General features: G+C 69.8%; 20 protein-coding genes and 1 pseudogene. 15 read left to right on the top strand and 6 right to left on the bottom strand.

What is annotated here, in order from left to right:
* The first annotated feature begins 67 nt into the window (after window positions 1–67).
* From ACIHCL_RS25135 to ACIHCL_RS25105, 7 genes and pseudogenes are all read left to right on the top strand, one after another.
* Window positions 68–661 carry an SdpA family antimicrobial peptide system protein gene (locus ACIHCL_RS25135; RefSeq protein ID WP_399864977.1) on the top strand — a complete coding sequence of 198 codons (594 nt, stop codon included), beginning with the start codon at window positions 68–70 and terminating at the stop codon, window positions 659–661.
* A complete protein-coding gene (locus ACIHCL_RS25130; protein WP_399864974.1) occupies window positions 652–1,644 on the top strand; it encodes a sporulation-delaying protein SdpB family protein in 993 nt (330 codons plus the stop codon). The genes ACIHCL_RS25135 and ACIHCL_RS25130 overlap by 10 nt, the downstream gene beginning before the upstream one ends.
* 346 nt (window positions 1,645–1,990) lie before the next feature.
* Window positions 1,991–2,425, top strand: a complete 435-nt coding sequence (locus ACIHCL_RS25125; protein ID WP_399864972.1) for a hypothetical protein — start codon at window positions 1,991–1,993, stop codon at window positions 2,423–2,425.
* Between the two features lie 58 nt (window positions 2,426–2,483).
* Entirely contained in the window at window positions 2,484–3,296 is an 813-nt protein-coding gene (locus tag ACIHCL_RS25120) for a phytanoyl-CoA dioxygenase family protein (protein WP_399864969.1), read from the top strand.
* Between the two features lie 62 nt (window positions 3,297–3,358).
* Window positions 3,359–4,225 carry a GyrI-like domain-containing protein gene (locus ACIHCL_RS25115; RefSeq protein WP_399864967.1) on the top strand — a complete coding sequence of 289 codons (867 nt, stop codon included), beginning with the start codon at window positions 3,359–3,361 and terminating at the stop codon, window positions 4,223–4,225.
* A 433-nt stretch (window positions 4,226–4,658) separates the two neighbouring features.
* Window positions 4,659–4,871, top strand: a complete 213-nt coding sequence (locus ACIHCL_RS25110; protein WP_399865176.1) for a hypothetical protein — start codon at window positions 4,659–4,661, stop codon at window positions 4,869–4,871.
* Window positions 4,872–4,902: 31 nt separating this feature from the next.
* Window positions 4,903–5,148, top strand: a pseudogene (locus ACIHCL_RS25105) (transposase); the annotation flags it as partial.
* A gap of 70 nt (window positions 5,149–5,218) precedes the next feature.
* On the opposite strand, the gene ACIHCL_RS25100 reads toward ACIHCL_RS25105, so the two are convergent.
* A complete protein-coding gene (locus ACIHCL_RS25100) occupies window positions 5,219–5,632 on the bottom strand; it encodes a DUF3592 domain-containing protein (RefSeq protein ID WP_399864964.1) in 414 nt (137 codons plus the stop codon).
* Here ACIHCL_RS25100 and ACIHCL_RS25095 point away from each other — a divergent pair.
* The 3 genes from ACIHCL_RS25095 (at window position 5,607) to ACIHCL_RS25085 (ending at window position 7,451) form a co-directional block, all read left to right on the top strand.
* On the top strand, window positions 5,607–5,846 hold the full coding sequence (locus ACIHCL_RS25095) for a transposase (RefSeq protein ID WP_399864961.1): 240 nt from the start codon (window positions 5,607–5,609) through the stop codon (window positions 5,844–5,846). The genes ACIHCL_RS25100 and ACIHCL_RS25095 overlap by 26 nt on opposite strands.
* A gap of 264 nt (window positions 5,847–6,110) precedes the next feature.
* The gene (locus ACIHCL_RS25090; RefSeq protein ID WP_399865154.1) at window positions 6,111–6,971 is read left to right on the top strand and encodes a phosphotransferase; all 861 of its coding nucleotides are present in this window, start codon (window positions 6,111–6,113) and stop codon (window positions 6,969–6,971) included.
* Between the two features lie 129 nt (window positions 6,972–7,100).
* Window positions 7,101–7,451 carry a transposase gene (locus ACIHCL_RS25085; RefSeq protein ID WP_399864959.1) on the top strand — a complete coding sequence of 117 codons (351 nt, stop codon included), beginning with the start codon at window positions 7,101–7,103 and terminating at the stop codon, window positions 7,449–7,451.
* A gap of 242 nt (window positions 7,452–7,693) precedes the next feature.
* Here the strand turns inward: ACIHCL_RS25085 and ACIHCL_RS25080 are convergent, their stop codons facing one another.
* Complete coding sequence (locus tag ACIHCL_RS25080; RefSeq protein WP_399864956.1) at window positions 7,694–8,080, bottom strand: HAD family hydrolase; 387 nt, start codon at window positions 8,078–8,080, stop codon at window positions 7,694–7,696.
* 804 nt (window positions 8,081–8,884) lie between these two features.
* Between ACIHCL_RS25080 and ACIHCL_RS25075 the strand changes: the two genes are divergently transcribed.
* The 3 genes from ACIHCL_RS25075 to ACIHCL_RS25065 all read left to right on the top strand — a co-directional run bounded on the left by ACIHCL_RS25075 (window position 8,885) and on the right by ACIHCL_RS25065 (window position 12,994).
* A complete protein-coding gene (locus tag ACIHCL_RS25075; RefSeq protein WP_399864954.1) occupies window positions 8,885–10,159 on the top strand; it encodes a hypothetical protein in 1,275 nt (424 codons plus the stop codon).
* A 110-nt stretch (window positions 10,160–10,269) separates the two neighbouring features.
* Window positions 10,270–12,405, top strand: coding sequence for a tetratricopeptide repeat protein (locus ACIHCL_RS25070; RefSeq protein WP_399864951.1), 2,136 nt, complete (start codon window positions 10,270–10,272; stop codon window positions 12,403–12,405).
* A gap of 115 nt (window positions 12,406–12,520) precedes the next feature.
* Complete coding sequence (locus ACIHCL_RS25065; protein WP_399864950.1) at window positions 12,521–12,994, top strand: flavin reductase family protein; 474 nt, start codon at window positions 12,521–12,523, stop codon at window positions 12,992–12,994.
* Between the two features lie 18 nt (window positions 12,995–13,012).
* Here ACIHCL_RS25065 and ACIHCL_RS25060 read toward each other — a convergent pair whose 3' ends face one another.
* Window positions 13,013–13,969 carry a BTAD domain-containing putative transcriptional regulator gene (locus ACIHCL_RS25060; RefSeq protein ID WP_399864947.1) on the bottom strand — a complete coding sequence of 319 codons (957 nt, stop codon included), beginning with the start codon at window positions 13,967–13,969 and terminating at the stop codon, window positions 13,013–13,015.
* A gap of 1,524 nt (window positions 13,970–15,493) precedes the next feature.
* A complete protein-coding gene (locus ACIHCL_RS25055; RefSeq protein ID WP_399864946.1) occupies window positions 15,494–16,135 on the bottom strand; it encodes a M15 family metallopeptidase in 642 nt (213 codons plus the stop codon).
* A gap of 202 nt (window positions 16,136–16,337) precedes the next feature.
* On the opposite strand from ACIHCL_RS25055, the gene ACIHCL_RS25050 reads away from it, so the two are divergent.
* A complete protein-coding gene (locus ACIHCL_RS25050) occupies window positions 16,338–17,105 on the top strand; it encodes a response regulator (protein ID WP_399864944.1) in 768 nt (255 codons plus the stop codon).
* Window positions 17,102–18,328: a sensor histidine kinase gene (locus ACIHCL_RS25045; protein WP_399864942.1), complete on the top strand. Its 1,227-nt coding sequence runs from the start codon at window positions 17,102–17,104 to the stop codon at window positions 18,326–18,328. The genes ACIHCL_RS25050 and ACIHCL_RS25045 overlap by 4 nt, the downstream gene beginning before the upstream one ends.
* 135 nt (window positions 18,329–18,463) lie before the next feature.
* On the opposite strand, the gene ACIHCL_RS25040 is transcribed toward ACIHCL_RS25045, so the two are convergent.
* Both ACIHCL_RS25040 and ACIHCL_RS25035 read right to left on the bottom strand, forming a co-directional pair.
* Window positions 18,464–19,246, bottom strand: a complete 783-nt coding sequence (locus ACIHCL_RS25040) for a GntR family transcriptional regulator (RefSeq protein WP_399864940.1) — start codon at window positions 19,244–19,246, stop codon at window positions 18,464–18,466.
* Window positions 19,247–19,566: 320 nt separating this feature from the next.
* Entirely contained in the window at window positions 19,567–19,695 is a 129-nt protein-coding gene (locus ACIHCL_RS25035; protein ID WP_399864939.1) for a hypothetical protein, read from the bottom strand.
* Window positions 19,696–19,749 lie beyond the last annotated feature (54 nt).

Below are 19,749 nucleotides of genomic sequence, written 5' to 3'. Positions count from 1 at the left end.
GAGCACATCCGGTACGGGGCGGACCGCGCCGTCCGCATCGAGCAACGAGAGTGAGGGAAGACGCCGAATGAACCGGCCGACGAGCGGGCGGCGGTGGAGCCGCCTGTCGGTCTCCCCGCCCCGCACCCGGGAAGTCCCCCGGACCTGGGCCGCAGCGGTCACCGGCATATGGGCGGTGATCCTCCTGTACGTGGTGCAGACACAGCTTCCCAACAACGTGGTGGAGCTGCCGGGACAGAACAGGGTGACCTCAGCGACGCGGACAGTGGTACCCCAGGGGTGGGCGTTCTTCACCAAGTCCCCGAGGGAGACCGACCTGGACCCCTACGGCCTGGTCGACGGCACATGGCAGAGCCTGCGGGCGGGACTGCACGCCGAGTACGGCTTCAACAGGGAGTCACGAGCCCAGGGCCTGGAGATCGGCCTGCTGTTCCAGCGGGCCCAGGACGACAGACCCTTCGCATGCAAGGGCCGTGCGCTGACGGACTGCCTCGACCGCGCGAGCACCGTCACCCACGCCGACAACCCGACTCCGTCGCCCACCTTGTGCGGCCGGATCGCCCTGGTCAACCAGCGGCCCGTTCCCTACGCCTGGCGTGACTTCTACCCGGGCACCCACACCCCGGAGAGCGCCTACGTCCTGGAGGTGAGATGCCGGTGAAGTCCTTCCCGTCACCGTGGACCAGCGTCTACGGACTGGCGCGCACCCTGGTGGCCCTGGGCACGTCGGGCACCCTCCTGTGGAGCGGCTCCGACACGCTCTTCCGCCCGGGCGTCGGCCGCGACGATCCCGTCGGCTGCGAGGGTCCCAGGGCGATCGGCCTGTTCTGCCACATCCCTGAGCAGCAGTTGGACGTGGGCCGCCTGGTGTGCGTGGCGGTCCTGCTCGTCATCGCGTCCGGCTGGCGCCCGAGGTGGACGGCACTGCCGCACGCGTGGATCACCTACAGCGTCTGGGCCAACATCGCCATCCCGGACGGCGGCGACCAGATCGCCTGCAACCTCAGCATCCTCCTCGCCCTCGCGGCCCTCGGCGATCCCCGGCGCTGGCACTGGGACGGCCCGCCGGAGGAGCGGCCCGGCCCGGCACGCCCACAGGTGACGGCCTTCGTGTGCTGCTCCGCTCTGGTCATGGCCCGCTTGCAGATGTCGTTCCTGTACTTCCAGGCCTGCGTCGCGAAGCTCCCCCACACGGAGTGGGCGGACGGAACCGCGATGTGGTACTGGAGCAACAACCTCGCCTTCGGCGCTCCCGGGTGGCTCGACCCGGTGGTGGAGCTCGCCGTCGGCCACCCCCTGGGCGTCGCGGCACTGACCTGGGCACCGCTGTTCATTGAATTCGGGCTCGCCCTCGTGCTCCTGCTGCCGCAGCGCCTGCGCTGGTACCTGCTGGCGGCCGGCGTCCTGTTCCACCTCTCCATCGCGCTGATGATGGGACTGTGGAGCTTCGCCTTCGCCATGTGGGCGGGGCTCGTCGTCCTCTGCCTCCCGCTGGGCGCGCACCTGCGCCTCGGGCCGTCACCGGAGCTGCCCACGGCCGAGGACCCGACACACGAGCCGACGCAGAAGCCCGCACTCCGCACCACCGCCGACGCGGACACCGACCCCCCGAGCAGGCCGGCCGACTTTGCCGCGCAGCATTGAATCCTCTCTTCAAGGGTCGGCATCCGCGGACGCTCCGCCATGACCCACGACCGGCTTGCCGACGCCCTCGACCACGCCACGGGCATATGAGGGACGCTTGAGCGCCGTGCGGGGGCTACACCCAGGAAGACATCGACGCAGCCGAAGCCCGGATCCTCGCCCGAGTACAAGCGCCCACCGTCCCGCACCAAGCCCCGCTTCCGCACCGGCGAGCATCCCGGAGACCCCGGAGCAGGACGCGGCCCAGAACCTGCAGACCCTGTGCGAGGCGGTAGTCACCCGCACCGGCCTGCGCACCCTGGACGAGTTCATCACGCCGCACCTCCCCGAACCGCCCGGTGCGCGCGTGCTCGGCTGCATACTGCAGCTCGCCGAAGCCGAGGAAGACGCTCGCTTCTGGTGGCAGTACGCCGCCGGCGCGGGTGATGCCGCCTCTTCGTACTGCCTCTACCTCCACCATCTGGCGCTCGGAGAACGAGGCGAGGTTCGGTGGTGGCACCACCAGACCGAACTCGTCCAAGAGTCCTTCCCCGCCACGGACACCATCATCAACACCCCCGCCGAACCCGCAGGTGACGTACCGGCCGCGGTCACCGCCGCGCTCACCGAGGTCACGTCCACCAGCGCGAACCTGCTGCCCACCGTCCTGCGCATCCGCGGCGCGCTGGCCAGTGCAGCCATCTCGCCGTTCTCAGCATGGATCCAGCCGTGTGGTCCTGTGACCCGCGGGGCGGTTGCCTCCGGTCTCGGAGGGGTGGGAAAGGGCTCGGTGTTCACCTGACAAAGGCGGTGCGGGGAATGTCGGGTGATCGGGACCGGTGTCGCCGCACGATGGGGACATGGATGACACGACCTTGGTATCCAGTTTCCTCCGCGATGGCTTCGTGAAGTTGGAGGGCGCCGTCGCGCCGCGCGTGGCCGCGGACTGCGCGAGGCTGCTGTGGCGAGAGACGGGTTGCGATCCGGACGACCCGTCGACGTGGACTCGGCCCGTGCACTGGGTGGGCGGTATGGCGCAGGGGCCGTTCGCCGCCGCACCCAACTCCCCGTCCCTGCAGCGCGCGTACGATCTGCTCGTCGGTGCGGGACGCTGGGAGCCGCGCTACTCGCTGGGCACGTTCCCGCTGCGCTTCCCGCACGAGGAGGAGCCGGACGACGCGGGCTGGCACATCGAGGGGAGTTATCTGCCGGAGGGCGAGAGCTGGTACTTCACGAATCTGCGCTCCCGGGGCCGGGCGCTGCTGATGCTTTTCCTGTTCAGCGAGGTCGGTGAGGAGGACGCCCCGACCCGGATCCGGGTCGGCTCACACCTCGACGTGCCGAAGGTGCTGGAGAAGTACGGGGAGGAAGGGGCGAGCGGGCTGACTCTCGCGCCCGATCTGGTGGCGGCGTCCGACCACCTACCACTCGCCCACGCCACCGGGTCCCCGGGCGACGTCTTCCTGTGCCATCCGTTCCTGGTGCACGCGGCGCAACCGCACCATGGGGTGCGGCCGCGCTTCATGGCCCAGCCGCCGCTGATGCCGGCCGCGCCATACGAATTGGAGCGGTCCGACGGCGCGTATTCGCCCGTGGAGATTGCGATCCGCCGGGGCCTGGGACAGGACACCCCCGGCCCGGACGGGGACGGCGCCGACCGCAGTGCCGGGTAGACGTGCTTCACGACCATCGCCGGCAAGGTGGTCGTGAAGAGGGATGAGAAAGGAGGCCGGGCATGCTGGAGCGGCTGAACCAGGCCATGGAGCACATCGAGTGCTGCCTCGACCAGGCCGTCGACATGGAGGAACTGGCACGCATCGCGGCCACCTCGGAGTACCACCTGCGCCGGATGTTCTCCGCGCTCGCGGGTATGCCGCTGTCGGAGTACGTCCGGCGCCGCCGACTCACCCTCGCGGGCGCCGAAGTACTCGCAGGGCGTGAGACGCTGCTGGAGATAGCGGTGCGCTATGGCTACAGCTCCGGCGAGGCGTTCGCGCGAGCGTTCCGTGCCATGCACGGCATCGGACCGGGCGAGGCCCGGCGTACCGGCGCCGTGCTCAACTCCCAGTCCCGGATGGCCTTCCGCCTCACCATCGAAGGGAGCAGCAGTATGCGATACCGCGTCGTGCACAAGGCGGACTTCACCGTCGTCGGGCTCAAGACCCGGGTCCCGCTGGTGCATGCGGGGCCGAACCAGGCGATCATGGAATTTGTTCGTGGGATCGCCCCGCAGACCCTGGAGCGCCTGGAGAAGCTGTCGGACCAGGAGCCGCACGGCATCGTCGCGGTCTGTGACGGCATGGACCCCAGCCGCGCCGAGGGCACTGAACTCGACTACCACCACGGTGTGATCACCTCCGCGGCCGCTCCGGAGGGCACGACCCTGTTGGCCGTCCCGGCCGGCACCTGGGCGGTCTTCACCACCTCCGGGCCGGCGCCGCAGGCCATCCAGGAGCTGTGGCGGGACGTGTTCACCGAGTGGTTCCCGTCGAACCCGTACCGTACCCGCACCGGCCCCGAACTCCTGCGCACCCGCCTGTCGCCGGAAATGACCGAGGCCGATGCCGAACTATGGCTCCCGGTGGAGCCCGAGCACAGCTGAACACAGCGGCAAGCCCCGGGGCAGGCGTGTGCGAGCGCTTCGGTTGGCCACGACCCGGGTTCCGTGACCGACTGACCGCATGAGCGATCAGCAGCCGGCTCCGCGCCGCGGCAAGGTTCTGGAGGCCCTCGCTCGGGCGGAGCGGAAGGTGTTCACCCGGCCCGCGCCGAAATCCGCAAAGGTTCAGGTGAAATTCCTTCTCACACGGGCGAACGGGGCGACCAAGGCCCTGGCGGAGCGCCTGGACGTCTCGCGCCGCACGGTGGAGCAGCTACCGCGCCGGAAAGCAGACGACCCCGCAGAAGCATCACCAGGCCGCCCTGGTGGAGGAGGCCGATTCCGAGTGGCAACCGCAGGTCAGGGCGCAGGTGCGCGAGCAGGCGTCTACCTCCAGCGGGATGATGGTGGAGGTGACGGCCTACTTCGGGTTCACGTGCTCGGGCAACTCGGACGACGGCCGCACCGCACCATCACCACCCCGATCTCGCCCGCCTACGCGAAGCAGATCCTGGAGCTCCAGGAGGCTGGAACGACGGAGGAGGATCTGCATCCGGTCGTCGTGGAGGCCATCACCGAGTCGTATTTCCGGAATGGGGCACCCGAGCCGATGGGCTGCGCGCGGATTTCACGCACGCCCAGTCCATAGATGTCCCGTTCCGGCACGGTCGAATTCCCGCGACGAGGTCGGGATCCGCTCGGACCAGGTCACGGGCCGCACCTGGGGTGCCAGGGGAAGCACTCCGGTCGTCCGCCGCACCGGGAACCGGTTCTCCGTGAACGTGATGTCCGCGATCAGCACCAAGGGGCGGATGCACTTCATGGTCTTCACCGAGTCCTTCGACGCGAAGACCATGCGCCGCTTCCTGGAGCGCCTTGTCGGACACTTCGACCGCAAGGTCCACCTGGTCGTCGACCGGTACCCGGTCGGAGAGGGGATTCCCGGTCAGGTCCAAGATATGCGCCGGGTTCCGAGGGCGCGGCGGGTCAACGGGATCAGACATCCCGGAACGCGTTGAACAGAAGAATCGCCGCCAGGACGAAAAACCCTGCGGCGACCCCGTACGACCCGGTCCCCTGGGAAACGCCGTTCACCAGAGCTGTCGTCTTCCCTTTGGGGTCGTAGCTCACTTGAGCTTTTTCCCCTATCCCGACCGGAATCGTGCTTTGGGCCCGCGTCCACGCCACGCGCCGGCGGCCCTCCTTGTCGACATAACGGATACCACTCGCCACCAGCCCTCCAGGAGTCCATCTCAAGTTGACGCACTCCCCTCTCGTGGTCTCCATCTGCCCGCTTCGTATGAATTTCCTGTGCCGCCACTGAAGGTAAGCGAGATATCCGCCGATGGAAGCCATGAAAAGCGAAGCGAGAATAAGAAGAACCATGAGAAATATCTCCGCGAATATCATCCTGCACTTCCTGCCGTCGTACTCACCTGAGCTGAACCCCGACGAGCTGGTCGACGCCGACCTCAAGCGCAGCCTGTCCCATACCCACCGGGCCCGAAACCAGGCCGAACTCGCCGCCGAAACCCGCAGGTTCTTCCACCGCCGACAACGCCAGCCCTACATCGTCCGCGGATACTTCGGCGGCCCACACGTCCACTACATCCTCAACAAGTGAACCCCATAAGTTTCTGATCAATATAAACTATTTTCATGTGCCGAAGCGGGATAGTTGTCACTTGGGCGCGCCAGTTGGCAACAGTGCCTCCCGGCGGAGCACACGCTGCTGTGACTCAGCACGCCAACTGTCGTGTCAGCGCGGCATCTGTCGTCTGTGACCGTGCGGGGAGTGCGCGATGCTGTGCCGGGCCACGATAGTTGGCACCTGGCCACGCTGGTTGGCATCGCCCTCGCTCATCTATGCCAAGATTCGAGGGTGGATATGACCGACGTCACGCGTGCGATCGCGGCTGCGACTTCGGTCGCCGCATCGCTCGACCTGCCAGCCAATGATGCAATCGTTCTCCACAACTCGAACAAGTTGGCACTGCGGCTGACGCCATTCGACGTCTTTGCCCGGGTCGCCCCTCTGGGACAAGAGGTTGCACAGTTCGAAGTCGATCTCGCTCAGCGGCTCACCGAGGTCGGATGCCCGGTGTGTCCCTTGGAGCCTCGCGCGGACCCGTGTGTGTACACACGCGATGGCTTCGCAGTGACGCTGTGGACCTACTACGAGCCCGTGACACCTCACACCTCACCAGTCGACTACGCCAAGGCACTGGAGCAGCTGCACGCCGGCATGCGCAAGGTCGATGTGCCGAGCCCGAGGTTCACAGACCGGATCACGGAGGCGGAAGAAGTTGTCGCCGACCCGGATCGCTCGCCGGAGCTCACCGACGCGGACCGCGTGTTCCTCAGCGGCAGGCTGGCAAGCCTGCGACGAGCGATCGACGACCGCGGCGCCGTGGAGCAGCTGCTCCACGGAGAGCCGCATCCAGGCAATGTGCTCAGCACGAAGAACGGCCCGTTGTTCATCGACCTTGAGACGTGCTGCCGTGGACCCGTCGAGTTCGACCTCGCCCATGTTCCCGAGGCGGTCTGCGAGCACTACCCAAGCGTTGACCAAGGGCTGCTGGACGAGTGTCGGCAGCTCGTTATCGCGATGGTCGCCGCGTGGCGTTGGGAGCTTGGCGACCAGTTTCCGAATGGGAGGCGATTCGGAGAGGAATTCCTGCGCTTGCTGCGCGAGGGTCCTCCTTGGCCGACACTCGACACAGTGACCAGGCGACTGGATGGTCTGTAGAAAACGCCGAAGGTCACGTGAAAGCGGCAAGGAACCAAGCGACGAGACTGTCGCCGTTGCACCCCCATGCCGCGACGGCCTGAGGTTCCCCCGAGATTCGGGATGGGTGACAGGGGGCAGATGGGTCTCATGAGAGGAGCTCAGACGATCCCTGCGCCGAGGAAGTACCCGCTGGAGTTGCGTGAGCGTGCGGTCCGGATGTACCGGACCGCCGAACCGAAGCCCGTGATCCGCCGCATGGCCGAGGAACTCGGCGTGCACCACGAGGCCCTGCGCAACTGGATCCGGCAGGCCGAGGCCGAGGCCGACGTCGACGAACGCGACGACATGCTCACCAACGCTGAGCGTGAGGAGCTTGCCGCCCTGCGCAGCTGTCCGTGTGCCGGGTCGAACCAAAAACCAGCGCACCCCCGCCCGGCCACCGCAGCTCCGCACGCACGACGCCGGCGTCCTCGCCCGACGCCGCGACCGCCTGCGTGAACCCCGGAACATCGGTCAGGAATGCCGGTGCCACGTCCGTGTCGTCATAGGGGCAGGACCGGCCACACCGAGGAAACAGAGGCATCAAAGGGCATGCCGGTCATCGTAGGCAGCGCCCCGAAGCGGCGGGAGGCCACTTGCTCTGGGCGCAGCCCCCCACAGGCTGCGCCCAGGGGAAACACAGGATCGGATCAAGCACGACGTGCTCCGGCCAGGTGAGGCAACGCGGCCCGCTCACGAGGTCAGGGGTCGACGATGAGGGAAGGCAATTCCCGCATGTCGCGAAATAACACGGTGTTGGGGCCTTCGAGTCGGTCAGCGGGTGTCAGTCCGCCTGCACAGCCGAAGGCGCAGATGCCGGCCGCACGAGCTGCCTGCACACCGTACTGGCTGTCTTCGACGACAGCGCACGCCGCAGGTTCAACGTTCATCCGCCGCGCGGCGTGTAGGAACAAGTCGGGGGCGGGCTTGCCTCGCGCGACTTCGTCCGAGCTGTGGATGCGGCCTGCGAAGCGTTCGTAGAGCCCCGTCATTCCCAGGGTGAACCGCATCTTGTCGTGGCTGCCACTGGACGCCACGCAGACGGGGATGTGCCGCAGTGCATCGAGAGCTTCGAAGATGCCCTTCACGGGGTGAGTTCGGCGGCCAGAGCATCGCGATGGGAGGTGTGAACTCATCCTCCCAGCGGGCTGGCAGGCTGCGCCCGAGGTGGGCTTCGATCTCATCCACCATCGCCTGGTGTGAGCGGCCCATGAACCCTCCGGTTCGAGCGGTTGAGCGGGGAAGGCGGCGTCACGGATGTCGGCGGCGAACCACTCCTTCACCGCGGCCATCTGCCGCTTCAGCTCGTCGTAGCGAGCATTCACCAGTAGTCGGTGCACGCGAGGTCACACGAGCGGCGCACTTCCGGGCCGAGATCCGTTACACCACTCCGTGGGACACCATCGTGGAAGAACCGGCGTGTCTCAGCAGCGAGTTCGGTCTGGTCCTGGTCCGGTGGGTGTGGGACAGGCTGCGCGTGAGGTCGGCGTCGACCAGCTCGTCCGTTCGGTGAAGCCCAGCGGCAGCCTGCGCCCGGACGGCATGGCCGCAAAGGAATTACGCGGCTTGCGGGGCTTTGGCGGGGATCTGGGGCGACTTTGGCCCGGCGCAGAAGAATCACCGATGGCCAACAGGCCATGTGTCATCGACCACCACCAGGGAGAGTCTCTGCGATGCAGAAGAACAAGATGAAGAAGATCCAGATCCGCAAGGCCGGTCCGGTTCGTCTGACCTCCTCGGCCTGTGCGACGTACCCGGTCGCCAACTGAGTCCAGCGCACGTGAAGTGCCGCTCCGGGTTCCGGCGGCAGGCCGCGGCCTGCCGCCGGAACCCGGGCGGTGAACGGGCTGCGTGCGTGCGCGGTGCCGGACCATGCAGATGAAGGAGCCGCGATGGCGGATCAGGAACTTCGTGACGGCACCGCGCTGCCGGACGCCCCGGACGTCGCCGCAGACACCGCCGCGGTGCGCGACCTCGACAGCCCGCTGGTGCTCCACCGCCTCGTGTATCTGGAGGAGAACGGCGAGGTCACGATCGGCCGCCCGGACACCGAGTCCTTCGCCATCTTCCCGCCGGACGGCGCAGCGCTGGTGCGCCGTCTCCAGGAGGGCGCGACTCCGCGGCAGGCCGCCGACTGGTACGCGGTCGAGTACGGCGAACCCATCGACGTCGCCGACATCGTCGAGGCGCTGCACGAGCTGGATTTCGTGGTGCCCGGGCCCGGCCCCGCTCCGGACGCCGCCCCACCGGTGCGCTGGCAGCGACTGGGGCGGGCGCTGTTCTCGCCGGTGGCGTGGCTCTGCTACGGCGCGGTGGTGGCCTGGGCGGCGGTGCTGGTGGTGCGCAGCCCCGAGCTGTTGCCCACCCCCAGGGACATGGTGTTCAGCGACTACTACTCCCTGATCATGGTGGTGATGACGGTCGCCGCCGCACCGCTCATCGCGATCCACGAGATCTACCATGCGCTGGCCGGCCGCCGCCTCGGCGTCGGCTCGCGCACCCGGATGTCGTACCGCTTCTACTTCCTGGTGGTCGAGACCTCGCTGGACGGCCTGGTCGTGGTGGAGCGCCGCAGACGCTATCTACCGATCCTCGCGGGGATGCTCGTCGACGTAGTCCTGATCGGTGTGCTGATCATCGTGGCGGACCTCACGCGCGGGCCCGGCGGCGACGGCCTGGCCGCCCGGGTCTGCCTGGCGGTGGCCTTCGCCGCGGTGATCCGGGTGCTGTGGCAGTTCTTCTTCTACCTGCGCACCGACATCTACGTGCTGATCAGTACGGCCCTCGGCTGCGTGGATCTGCACACCACGGCCACCCGGATGCTTCGCAGCCGGTACAACCGGCTGCTGCGGCGCCCGGACCGGCTGCTGGACGAGTCCGGGTGGCATCCGGCGGACCGGCGGGCGGCGCGCTGGTACTCCTGGCTCATCCCGGTCGGCTACACGCTCAGCCTGAGCACCTTCCTGCTCGGCCTGGGTCCGGTCTTCTACGACATGATCGGCGCCGCCCTCGGCCGCTTCACGGCGGACCGGCCGGACTGGGTCATGCTCGTGGACGGCACAGTCTTCCTGCTGCTGACCTTCCTCCAGATCGGCATCGCCCTCTGGCTCGCCGCCCGCGAGCGGCTCCGCAGGCGCCGCGACCGGACCCGGCACGTCATCACCTGACGCCGTCGCCCACCACGCGCTTCCTCGCCCACCACGCGCTCCCTCGCCCAACGCCGGCGGGACCCCGCAACCGCCTCCACCTCCGAAGGCCCTCAGTGAAAGGCAGAAACGTGAGCGGTCACTACTGGATCTCCGCCCCGCACTCCCGCCGACGCGAGCAGTTGCGGGACGCTCTCGGTCTGCCCGGTCCGTCGCTCACCGTGGACGCGCACCGTCGGCTGCGCGGTCCGTACACCGCCGCCGGGACGCTGCTGCGCGAGATCGCGCCGGAGATCCTGCGGGCCAGGCCCGAGTTGGCGGACCGGCACTACATCGAACTCCAGCAGAGCACCCAGGAGCTGACGCCCCTGGTGCCGCCGCTGGTCCGGGGGCTGGAGAAACAGTCCTCGGCCGGCGAGATCAGCCGGTACCCGGCGCGGCTGCACTCGCTGCGGGTGGCGCACGGGCTCGTGGAGTTCCTCCTCGCGGCGCTGCCCGGTTCGGCGGGCGCGCCCCGCACCCTGATCGTGACGAACGTCGAGCACGCCGACGTCACCGACCAGGAGTTCCTGGCGGTGGCGCTGCGCCGGATACCGCCGGAGCTGCTGACGATCGTGGCCTGTTCGGGCCGGGAACCGCTGCGGGAGCCGCCGGGCGAGGTCTCGATCTCGTTGCCGGACGCGCTGACGGCGTACGCGACCCCCGTCACCGGACCGCCGGAGCCGGAGCAGGACGCCGCGCCGTCAGCCGTGGCCGGGGACCCGGCGGCGGTACGGCTCGCGGCCCGCGGCTTCGTGGACGGCGACTGCGTGGACGACGAGCCGGGCCCGGCCGCCGCCTACGCGGCGCTCACGCCCTCCGAGCGGGCCGCCCTGCACGAACGGAGGGCCGGGGAGCTGGCCGAGCGGGCCGAGGCCGGCGAGACCTCATTGCGCCTGGGGGCACTGCCGTACCATCTGCTGCGGGGCACGGATCCCGTCGGGGCCGGGGTGACGGCGGCGCGCTGGGCCCTCGACCACTGCAAGTACCTGGGCTTCTACCACATCTCGGCCGAGCTCAGTGAGGCCGCGAGGGCCTTCTTGACCGTCGAGGAGCACCCCGACACCTGGTGGTACTTCATCCGCGAGGCCAGCGCCTGTCTGGCGGCGGGCGGCCGCCCGGACGAGTCGGCGGTCCTCCAGCACGAGGCCCGTACCCGCACCCAGAGCGCGACCCACCACATGAAGCTCGCCTACGAGACCGGGATGCTCTACGCCCGCCACTACCCGCCGGAGCGGCGTGACGAGAGCCTGGCGCGCGCCTGGGTCAACCAGGCCATCGGCATCGCCGACCTGCTGCCGGACCCCGACGAGCGGGCCTTCTTCTCGGTGTTCAACCGCAACGGCCTGGCGCTGGTCGAGGTCCGGGCGGGGCGGCCGGACGAGGCGCTGCGGCTGCTGGACGAGGGGATCGAGCGGCTGGACCGGGAACTGAGCCTCGGCAAGCGCAGCTGGCACCGGACCGGCCTGCGCTACAACCGGGCCCAGGTGAACGCGATGAGCGGGCGGTTGACGGAAGCCCTCGAGGACTATGCCGAGATCCTGGAGGCGGACGCCGGCTTCTCCGACCACCACTTCAACCGGGGCACCATTCTGCGCAGGCTGGGCCGCGCCGAGGAGGCGATCGCCGAGTACACCAGGGCGCTGCGTCTGGAGCCGCCGTTCCCCGAGGCGTACTACAACCGGGGCGACGCCCGGCTGGAGCTGGGGGATACCGAAGGTGCCCTGGCGGACTTCGACCGCGCGCTGGAACTCGAACCCGGCCATCCGGAGGCCTCGCTCGGCCGGGCCGGTCTCCTGGCCGACCTCGGCGACACCGCGGCGGCGCTGGAGAGTGTCTCCGGCGGCCTCGCGCAGTACCCGGAGCACCCGCATCTGCTGTCGCTGCGCGGGCGGCTGCTGGCGGAGGAGGGAGACGTCACCGCGGCCCGGGAGGCGCTGGAGGCTGCGCTGCGCAACGATCCCGAACTCGCCGAGGCATGGGCGGTGCGCGCCGAACTGTCGTACCTGGACGGCGACCTGGACATGTCCGTGGCCGACTTCGACCGGGCCGTGGGTCTCGCGGACCGTGCGGACTTCCGGTTCAACCGCGGTGTGGTCCACGAGGCGGCCGGCCGCTACAGCGAGGCCGCGACGGACTTCGAGGCGGCCCTGGCCACCACCGGTGACCCCGATGCCCGTAGCCGCCTGGACAGCTGCCTGCGCGCCGCCGGGCAGGCCCGTGCGTAGGGGGGCGGAGGGCACCGCTCTGGCCGGCGGGCGGCCGCCGGCCGGAGAGCCCGCCACGGGCGGACAGCCTGCCGCGGGCGGAGGGCACTCGTCCGGCGCGGACACCGAACCGGGCGTGCTCACCGAGCGGTTCACCGAGGCCATGTCCCGGCTGGTGTCCGGCGTGGCGGTGGCGACCGCGCGACGGGCGGACGGCCGCCCCACCGGCATGCTGGTGTCCTCGTTGTGTTCCTACAGTGTGCGGCCGCCGTCCGTCCTGATGGCCGTCGCCGGCGGCTCCCGGACCGGCCGGGAACTGAGCGCCGGGCCGGGCACGGACTTCGGGGTACACCTGCTGGGCGCGGACGACGAGGCGCTGGCCCGGGTGTTCGCGGGCGGCACGGACGACAAGTTCGCGGACGCCCTGTGGGAGTGGGACGGCGAGGTGCCGCGGCTGCTCGGCGTGCCCGGCTACCTGCGCTGCCGGGTCGCCGCGGCCTTCCCGCACGGCGACCACACGGCGCTGGTGGGCGAGGTGTCCTCCTGTGTGCCGGGCGAGGGCCAGCCCCTGGTCTACTACCGGCGCCGTCTGGACTGGCGACTGCGCTGAGCACCGGGGAGGTCTGCCTCAGCGAGGAAGGAAACGTTCCTGCGTGTCGTTCAAGGCCGACCGGCAGTGCTCGTGCCCGGTGTTGAGCGGTGGCCGTACCCGTAACACTGCCTGCTGCGCCGCCCGGAGAGCGGATCCCGGTTCGATGCCACCGGCTGCCACCACCGTCCGTCGGGCCTCGGCGTACACCTCGAGGGCCTCGGTCTGCCGGCCGGTGGTGGCCAGCGCGAGCATCAACTGCTCGTGGAAGGCCTCCCGCAGGGGATAGCGGGCGCACAGTTCCCGGAGTTCGCCGGTGACCTCCCGGGCGCGGCCCTGACAGATGTCCGCGCCGATCCGGTCCTGCACCACCGCCAGCTGCTCCTCGGCGAGTCGGTCGCCGTAGAAGCCGGGCAGGTCCGCGTGCGTCAGATCGCCCAGGGGCGTACCGCGCGAGAGCGTCAGAGCGCGCCGGAAGGCGTGGTCGGCGGCCCGGCAGTCGCCGGCGGCGAGCCGGCTGCGGCCCAGGGCCGCCTGCTCGCGGAACTCGTCCAGATCGAGTTCCCCGGGCCCCACCCGCAGCAGATAGCCGGACCCCACCGTCGGCAGCAGCGGGTGGCGGCGGGCGTCACGGCCGTCGTGGCTGTGGCCGGGGTCCAGGACCCGACGCAGGCCCGACACGTACATCTGGAGCGCCGCCAGCGCCGAGCGGGGCGGCCGGCCGTTCCACAGGTCCTCGATCAGGGCGTCCGCGGAGGACTGCTGGTTGGCGCGCAGTAATAACAGGGCCAGCAACGCACGGGACTTGAGCGCCGTGGGCGTACATGGCCGACCCTCGAGCCGCAGCTCCAGCGGCCCCAGGACCAGATAGCGCGGCCCGCGCCGCGCTGCCCCGGCGCCCGCCGGCCCCCAGGATTCCGGGGGCGTGCCGGGGTGCCGCCCCGAACCGCCCGCCGCATCGCCCGCCACCGTGGTTCTCGCGCGCTGGAACGCCACCGCTGTCGACTCCCCCGTCACCGTCAGTTGTGCGCAAGATGTGCATGAACTGTGCCCAATGTGAGGTGCTTTGCCTGGGACCGGCAAGGTTCGAATCGAGCCATCCTGGGCCGCGGAGGTCTCGGGCCTCGCGGGGCCGCGGTCGGAGAGGTGGTGGGTCCCTCCGCTCGTTGCGGCGGGTATCCGGATGGCGGCTGCATTTCAGGGCCATCGGTCCGTGCTGAACACCGCGTATACCAGCGCTGGTGCTGTCCTTGTGCTGGACAACGGCTGCCGTGTCGCTGTGATACGGCATCGGAGAGGCCAAGGCCACCGCCCTGGACGTATGGCGCCGATCCCTCGTTGCCTCCGCCGAGGCACGGGGGCCGACCGGCCGCTGATCCGCGAGGCCGTGCCGGCAACGGCCCGCTGCGCAGGACACCAGGGGTTGACGAGTTGTTCCGCCGCACGCAGCGCCAGCGGGGCCACGAGCGTCACCCCGGGGTGTGCAGCCAGTGCGACGCCCCCTGGAGCGCTCGCCAGCGGTGCGCAGAGCACGTCGTCGCCAGCCGGGATCGGGCGGACCCCTATGGTCACGTCTCCCGGCACCGGCTCCCGGGGCAGTCCGAACGCCTCCCTCACGGCGCTCAGGGACGCACGTACCCGAGCCCGCGTCGCTGTCTCGGTCCCGCCCGGGACCACGTCCTCGGCGCCGACGAAGCCGTACCGGGCGGATGGCCGGATCTCGAAGGCCGGCGTGGACACCACCCGGTCCAGGCGTAGTTCCGGCGCGTTGAAGGTGAAGCGTGCAGCCGGGACACCGGGCACTTCGATGTGCTCGCTAAGGTGCTCCGCGAGGGCGGGCAGGCCCGTCCCGCAGGCGAGAACGATCCGGTCGACGATGATGCCACTCCGGTGCCCTGCAACTCGTAGCCGCCCGCCCGCCGAGGAACGCGCGGCGCAGGTCGTCCGGCTCAACCATGCCCTCGTCGCTCGCGTGCGCGATGACCGGCGGCGGCACCCGCAGGGCTGGAAGGATTTCCCGCAGAGCCTCCGCCTCGACGGTCGCAAAGCCGGGACCCGATTGCTCGGCGAACCGAGCCAGGGCTGCCTGATCACGGCTCCGCTGTCGTAGGGATTTCGCGGGCGAGGACCCGGAGGTCCTCCAGGGCGTGCGGGGAACGTGACGAAGCCCTTCCGCCGGTGGGGGGAAGGGCCTCGTGAGTGAGCGCTGGGCAGGCCTTGCACCTGCATTTCCCCGCGGGAAGCGGGGCGTCTTTCCTTGGACCACCAACGCAGCGTCAGCCGCCGTGAGTTGCGGCGAACTGTCAAGATCAACTGTAACGCATGACGTCGGTGGTGCCCAACCGGCGGACGGCATGAGGCGGGAGGCGAACGGTGGCTGGGATTGCGGCCTGGCGGCGCCGATCCGTGTCGCCGCGCAGGCCGGTGCCGTGTTGCCCGGGACGGCTGTCGGGGCCGGTGCCATCAGCGGGCCTCTCGTAAGGGGATGCGCGTCGGTCCGTGGGCTGAAGTCATCGCCGTTCAGCCCGCCGCGTCCGTCAGAGGGGCCGGGCAGGCGCCGCCGGGCGCGGTGAGCAGCTCGAAGTGCCACATCTCGTTGTTGTAGACCTGGCACAGCCCGTAGTTGTCGCCGTGGCGGATGAGCCAGTCGTCGGCGTCGGTGGGGCCGATGTCGACGGCCTTTCCAGAGACGTGGGCCGACTTGTCCGGGGTGTTCACGAACCGTCGCGCCTCTTCCGCGTTTCCGTATCGCTGGACTGCTTCGTTCAGGAGCCGCTGCTGGTGCTCCCTGCTGCGCCATCCCGAGGTGACCCGGAACTCGATGCCGTCCTCGCGAGCGTCCCGGGCCGCCTCCTGCACGGCCTTGAGCAGGTCTTTGTCCAAACGGCCGATTGCCGGGTACTGGGTGTCGAAGGGGGTGAGGTCACGGCCTTCGGAGAGGTCAGCAGCGTCCTGCGGGGCCGGGGCGTGCGCTGCTTCGCGCTGGTCGCTCGCGTGGTTCCCCGCGGTGGTGGCCCGCGCGGCCGGTTCGTCCCGGGGTGCCATGCCCCAGACTGCCGCCAGCACGACCACCAGAGCAGCCCCGGCCCCGGCCGCCATGCGGGCCGGGGAGCGCCGTGCGGCCGTGGCGGAGCGGTTTGTGAGGGGATCGTGGTCGTGCATGGTCGCCTCCGGGCATCTGGACGGGCGGCGGGTGCCGCCTGTGGGTGCCCCGAGTGAACGGCGGGTCGTGTTGCCGGGCCGTTTCGGTTTACCGATACGTTTTCGATATCCCCGTAGCGTTTCCATGGCCCCGTACCGTTTCGATGGGGCGGTACGGCCGGGCCGGTGGCCGGCCGGGCCGGGCGCGAGCAGGAGAGACCGTATGAGGGTGCTGATTGTCGAGGACGAGTTGTATCTCGCCGAGGCGGTGCAGGCGGGGCTGAGGCTGGAGGCCATCGCCTCCGACATCGCCGGGGACGGGGACACCGCCCTGGAGCACCTGGATGTGAACGAGTACGACATCGTTGTGCTCGACCGCGATATTCCGGGCACCCACGGGGATGACGTGTGCCGGATCATCGTCGAGCGGCGCCTGGGCTGCCGGGTGCTCATGCTCACCGCGGCGGGTCTGATCGATGAAAAGGTCACCGGGTTCGAGATCGGCGCCGACGACTATCTGACCAAGCCGTTCGATCTGAAGGAGCTGGTCGTACGCCTGCGCTCGCTGGCCCGCCGTCCCAAGGACGGTACGCCCCCCGTCCTGGAATGTGCCGGGATCCGGCTGGATCCCTTCCGGCGCGAGGTCTTCCGTGACGGGCGGTACGTGGCGCTCACCAGGAAGCAGTTTGCGGTGCTGGAGGTCCTGATGACGGCACGCGGTGGTGTCATCAGCGCGGAGACGTTGCTGGAGCGGGCCTGGGACGAGAACGCCGACCCGTTCACCAACGCGGTCCGCATCACCATGTCCACGCTCCGTAAACGGCTCGGCGAACCATGGGCCATCCACACCGTGCCCGGGGTCGGATACCGGCTCGACGAGCCGGACGGTCAGCGCGGGCCGGCCGGGCACCACGGCAGGGCCGGGCAACAGGGCCGGCCTGGGCGACAAGGCACGGCGGGGCAGCGCGGGCCGACGGGGCGTGAGCGGTGAGTCACGGCCCCGCACCCCGCCACGGCGACGACACCGGCACCGGAGCGGCCACCGGCCCCCGGGGTGCCACCGGCCCGGCGACCGCCCACGCCACCGGCGCCGCCGACACCCCGGCGCGGCCCGGGCGGCCTCGCCGGCTGACCGCCCGGATGAAGCTCACCCTCACCTACGCCCTGTTCGTCGTCCTCGCCGGAGCGCTGAGCCTGGTCGTGGTCTACCTGGCCATGCGCTTCGTGCCCAACTACCCGCTGGGCGACGTGAACCCGCAGGCCGCGGCTGTCGCCACCCGTCCGGACATCCTCCACGCCCTGGTCAAGGCGTCCTGCGTCGCCCTGCTGCTCCTCGCCCTGATCGGGCTCGGCGCCGGCTGGCTGATCGCGGGCCGTGTGCTGCGCCCGCTCCAGGACATCACCCGGGCCGCCCGCCAGGCCGCTGACGGCTCCCTCGACCACCGCGTCGGACTCGCCGGTCCGCGCGACGAGTTCACCGAGCTGTCCGACACCTTCGACGTCATGCTCGCACGCCTCCAGCGGTCCTTCGACGCCCAGCAGCGCTTCGCCGCCAACGCCTCACACGAACTGCGCACGCCTCTCGCCGTCAGCCGCACGATGCTCGACGTGGCTGTCGCCGACCCCGACGGCCAGGACTACCGGCGGCTCGTCTCCCGGCTCCGCGAGACCAACCAGCGCGGCATCGACATCACCGACGCCCTGCTCCGGCTCTCCGCCCTCGAACACGCCCCGCCCGCCATGGAACCGCTCGACCTGGCAGGCACCGCCCGGGACGCCGTCGACACCGTCCGCGAGGAGGCCGGGGCACGGGGCGTCACCGTCTCCACCGGCATCCGTCCGACCCCGGTCACCGGCAACGGCGTACTCCTGCGCCAACTCGCCCTGAACCTGCTCCACAACGCCATACGCCACAACCTGCCCACGGGCGGATCGCTCACCCTGACCAGCGGCCCCGATCCGGCGCAACCCGGCCGTGCCCTGCTGACCGTCACGAACACCGGACCGCCGCTGTCCGGCACCGTCGACCGGCTCACCGAGCCCTTCCTGCGCGGCAGCGGCCGCCTGGCCGAGCAGGACCCCACCCGCCGCGGCCACGGTCTGGGCCTGACCATCGCCGCCGGCATCGTCCGCGCCCACCACGGCGACCTGGCCCTGACCGCCAACCCGGGCGGCGGCCTCACGGTCCAGGTGTCACTGCCGGGCGCGGCGTAGCGGCCGGTGGACCCCGGAGCCCCGCGGCCGGCGGTCACGCGGTGTCCACGTCGGAGTGCCTGGCCCCGTCGGAGACCGCCGGCACGCACCCGTACCGCGTACCACCCGGCCTCGGCCCCTTCGGGCAGTGAGGTGTCAGTCGGTACAGGTGGCATCAATGACCATTTCGGTATTTACCGGCTGGTATTCATCAAGGGTGTTCGCCCAGGTCGCTTTGAGAGGGGGGGTGACCGACCCGTCTGGTGCGGTCTGCATCTTGATGCCGACGCCGGCTGCTGCGCGCAGCAGCGGTCCGAAGCGGTGCCACGGGTCGACGTCCAGGATCAGGCCGATCGCCGAGTTCAGCAGATGCAGTTCCTGCACCCGTTTGGCCTGTTGCCCGTCCCTGCGGCGCAGTGCCTCCAGCAGTGCCACGTCCAGTTCCACGATGTAGTCGGGGAGCCGTCGGCGGTTGTAGTAGAAACGCTGCAGTCGGCCCAGACGCTGGTAGGTGTCGAGGACGAGCTGGCCGAGTATGGGGCCGAACCATTCCTTCGGCAGGATGTGGAAGTCGACGTGGTCCTGATGGCAGTCGCGGCGCGTGGGTGGCCTGCTCTGCATGTCGGTGAGCCGCTCTTCCATCGCGTCCAATGTCGCGTCGGAGATCTCCGAGGCCGCGAGCGTGAGGAGCGGGGGCTGGAGCAGGAGGAGCATCCCGTAGAGTTCCTCGGCCTCGGCGAGGTCGATGCCGGTGACCGTGACCCCGCGGTTTGCCTTGGAGGTGACCAGGCCCTCGGCTTCCAGCATGCGCAGGGCCTCACGCAGCGGTGTCCTGCCGACATCAAGGGTCTCGATCAGTTCCTGCTGTGTCAGGCGTTGTCCTGGCAGCAGTTCTCCACCGAGGATCATGTCGCGCAGTCGTTCGTGGGTTTGTGCCACGGCATCGCCTGCGCGTGAAGCGCTTCCGGTCGCGCTCTTCATGGCCGGTTCCCCCTGCGTCGCTCGAAGCCGGGGTTCTCCCGGACGATTGCATACTCTATTGGATCATATCTTTGATGCTTGGCTCCTTTGGCGGGGTCAGGGATCCCGGCTCCGCAGAAGGAGGTCGTCCTGCTGAGCACTGTCCGTGGCGCGGGTGCCCCTGCTCGGGAACACCGCGCCCCCATGAAGCCCTTCCGGGGGATGGAGGGCGACCATCGGGTCCGGTGCCGGCATGACACGGTCCGCTCGTCCGTCGCTTGCGTTCCGTTCGGTGCCGGCTACCGGACCGTGACGTTCTCCGTTGATATCTCCTGCAGCGACAACTTCAACACCTTGGGCGTGGGCAGCGACCTGTTCATCCGCAAGGCCGGAGCCATGGCCGACGAGAACCTGTTGGCCGAGTTCATCAGCCACTTCCTGGTGCCGCATGTGCCGCTCGGTGCAGGGTGCGTGGCATGGGA

The organism is Streptomyces sp. NPDC052042, from assembly GCF_044548345.1.
Classification (GTDB): Bacteria; Actinomycetota; Actinomycetes; order Streptomycetales; family Streptomycetaceae; genus Streptomyces.
Note: the sequence above shows the minus strand (reverse complement) of the source record. Positions and strands in the feature narration are given on the sequence as shown.

Coding starts and splice junctions, on each gene's coding strand:
- ACIHCL_RS25135 (WP_399864977.1), top strand. CDS start 68: ATGAACCGGCCGACGAGCGGGCGGCGGTGGAGCCGCCTGTCGGTCTCC.
- ACIHCL_RS25130 (WP_399864974.1), top strand. CDS start 652: ATGCCGGTGAAGTCCTTCCCGTCACCGTGGACCAGCGTCTACGGACTG.
- ACIHCL_RS25120 (WP_399864969.1), top strand. CDS start 2,484: ATGGATGACACGACCTTGGTATCCAGTTTCCTCCGCGATGGCTTCGTG.
- ACIHCL_RS25115 (WP_399864967.1), top strand. CDS start 3,359: ATGCTGGAGCGGCTGAACCAGGCCATGGAGCACATCGAGTGCTGCCTC.
- ACIHCL_RS25095 (WP_399864961.1), top strand. CDS start 5,607: ATGAGAAATATCTCCGCGAATATCATCCTGCACTTCCTGCCGTCGTAC.
- ACIHCL_RS25100 (WP_399864964.1), bottom strand. CDS start 5,632: ATGATATTCGCGGAGATATTTCTCATGGTTCTTCTTATTCTCGCTTCG.
- ACIHCL_RS25090 (WP_399865154.1), top strand. CDS start 6,111: ATGACCGACGTCACGCGTGCGATCGCGGCTGCGACTTCGGTCGCCGCA.
- ACIHCL_RS25085 (WP_399864959.1), top strand. CDS start 7,101: ATGAGAGGAGCTCAGACGATCCCTGCGCCGAGGAAGTACCCGCTGGAG.
- ACIHCL_RS25075 (WP_399864954.1), top strand. CDS start 8,885: ATGGCGGATCAGGAACTTCGTGACGGCACCGCGCTGCCGGACGCCCCG.
- ACIHCL_RS25055 (WP_399864946.1), bottom strand. CDS start 16,135: ATGCACGACCACGATCCCCTCACAAACCGCTCCGCCACGGCCGCACGG.
- ACIHCL_RS25050 (WP_399864944.1), top strand. CDS start 16,338: ATGAGGGTGCTGATTGTCGAGGACGAGTTGTATCTCGCCGAGGCGGTG.
- ACIHCL_RS25035 (WP_399864939.1), bottom strand. CDS start 19,695: ATGAACTCGGCCAACAGGTTCTCGTCGGCCATGGCTCCGGCCTTGCGG.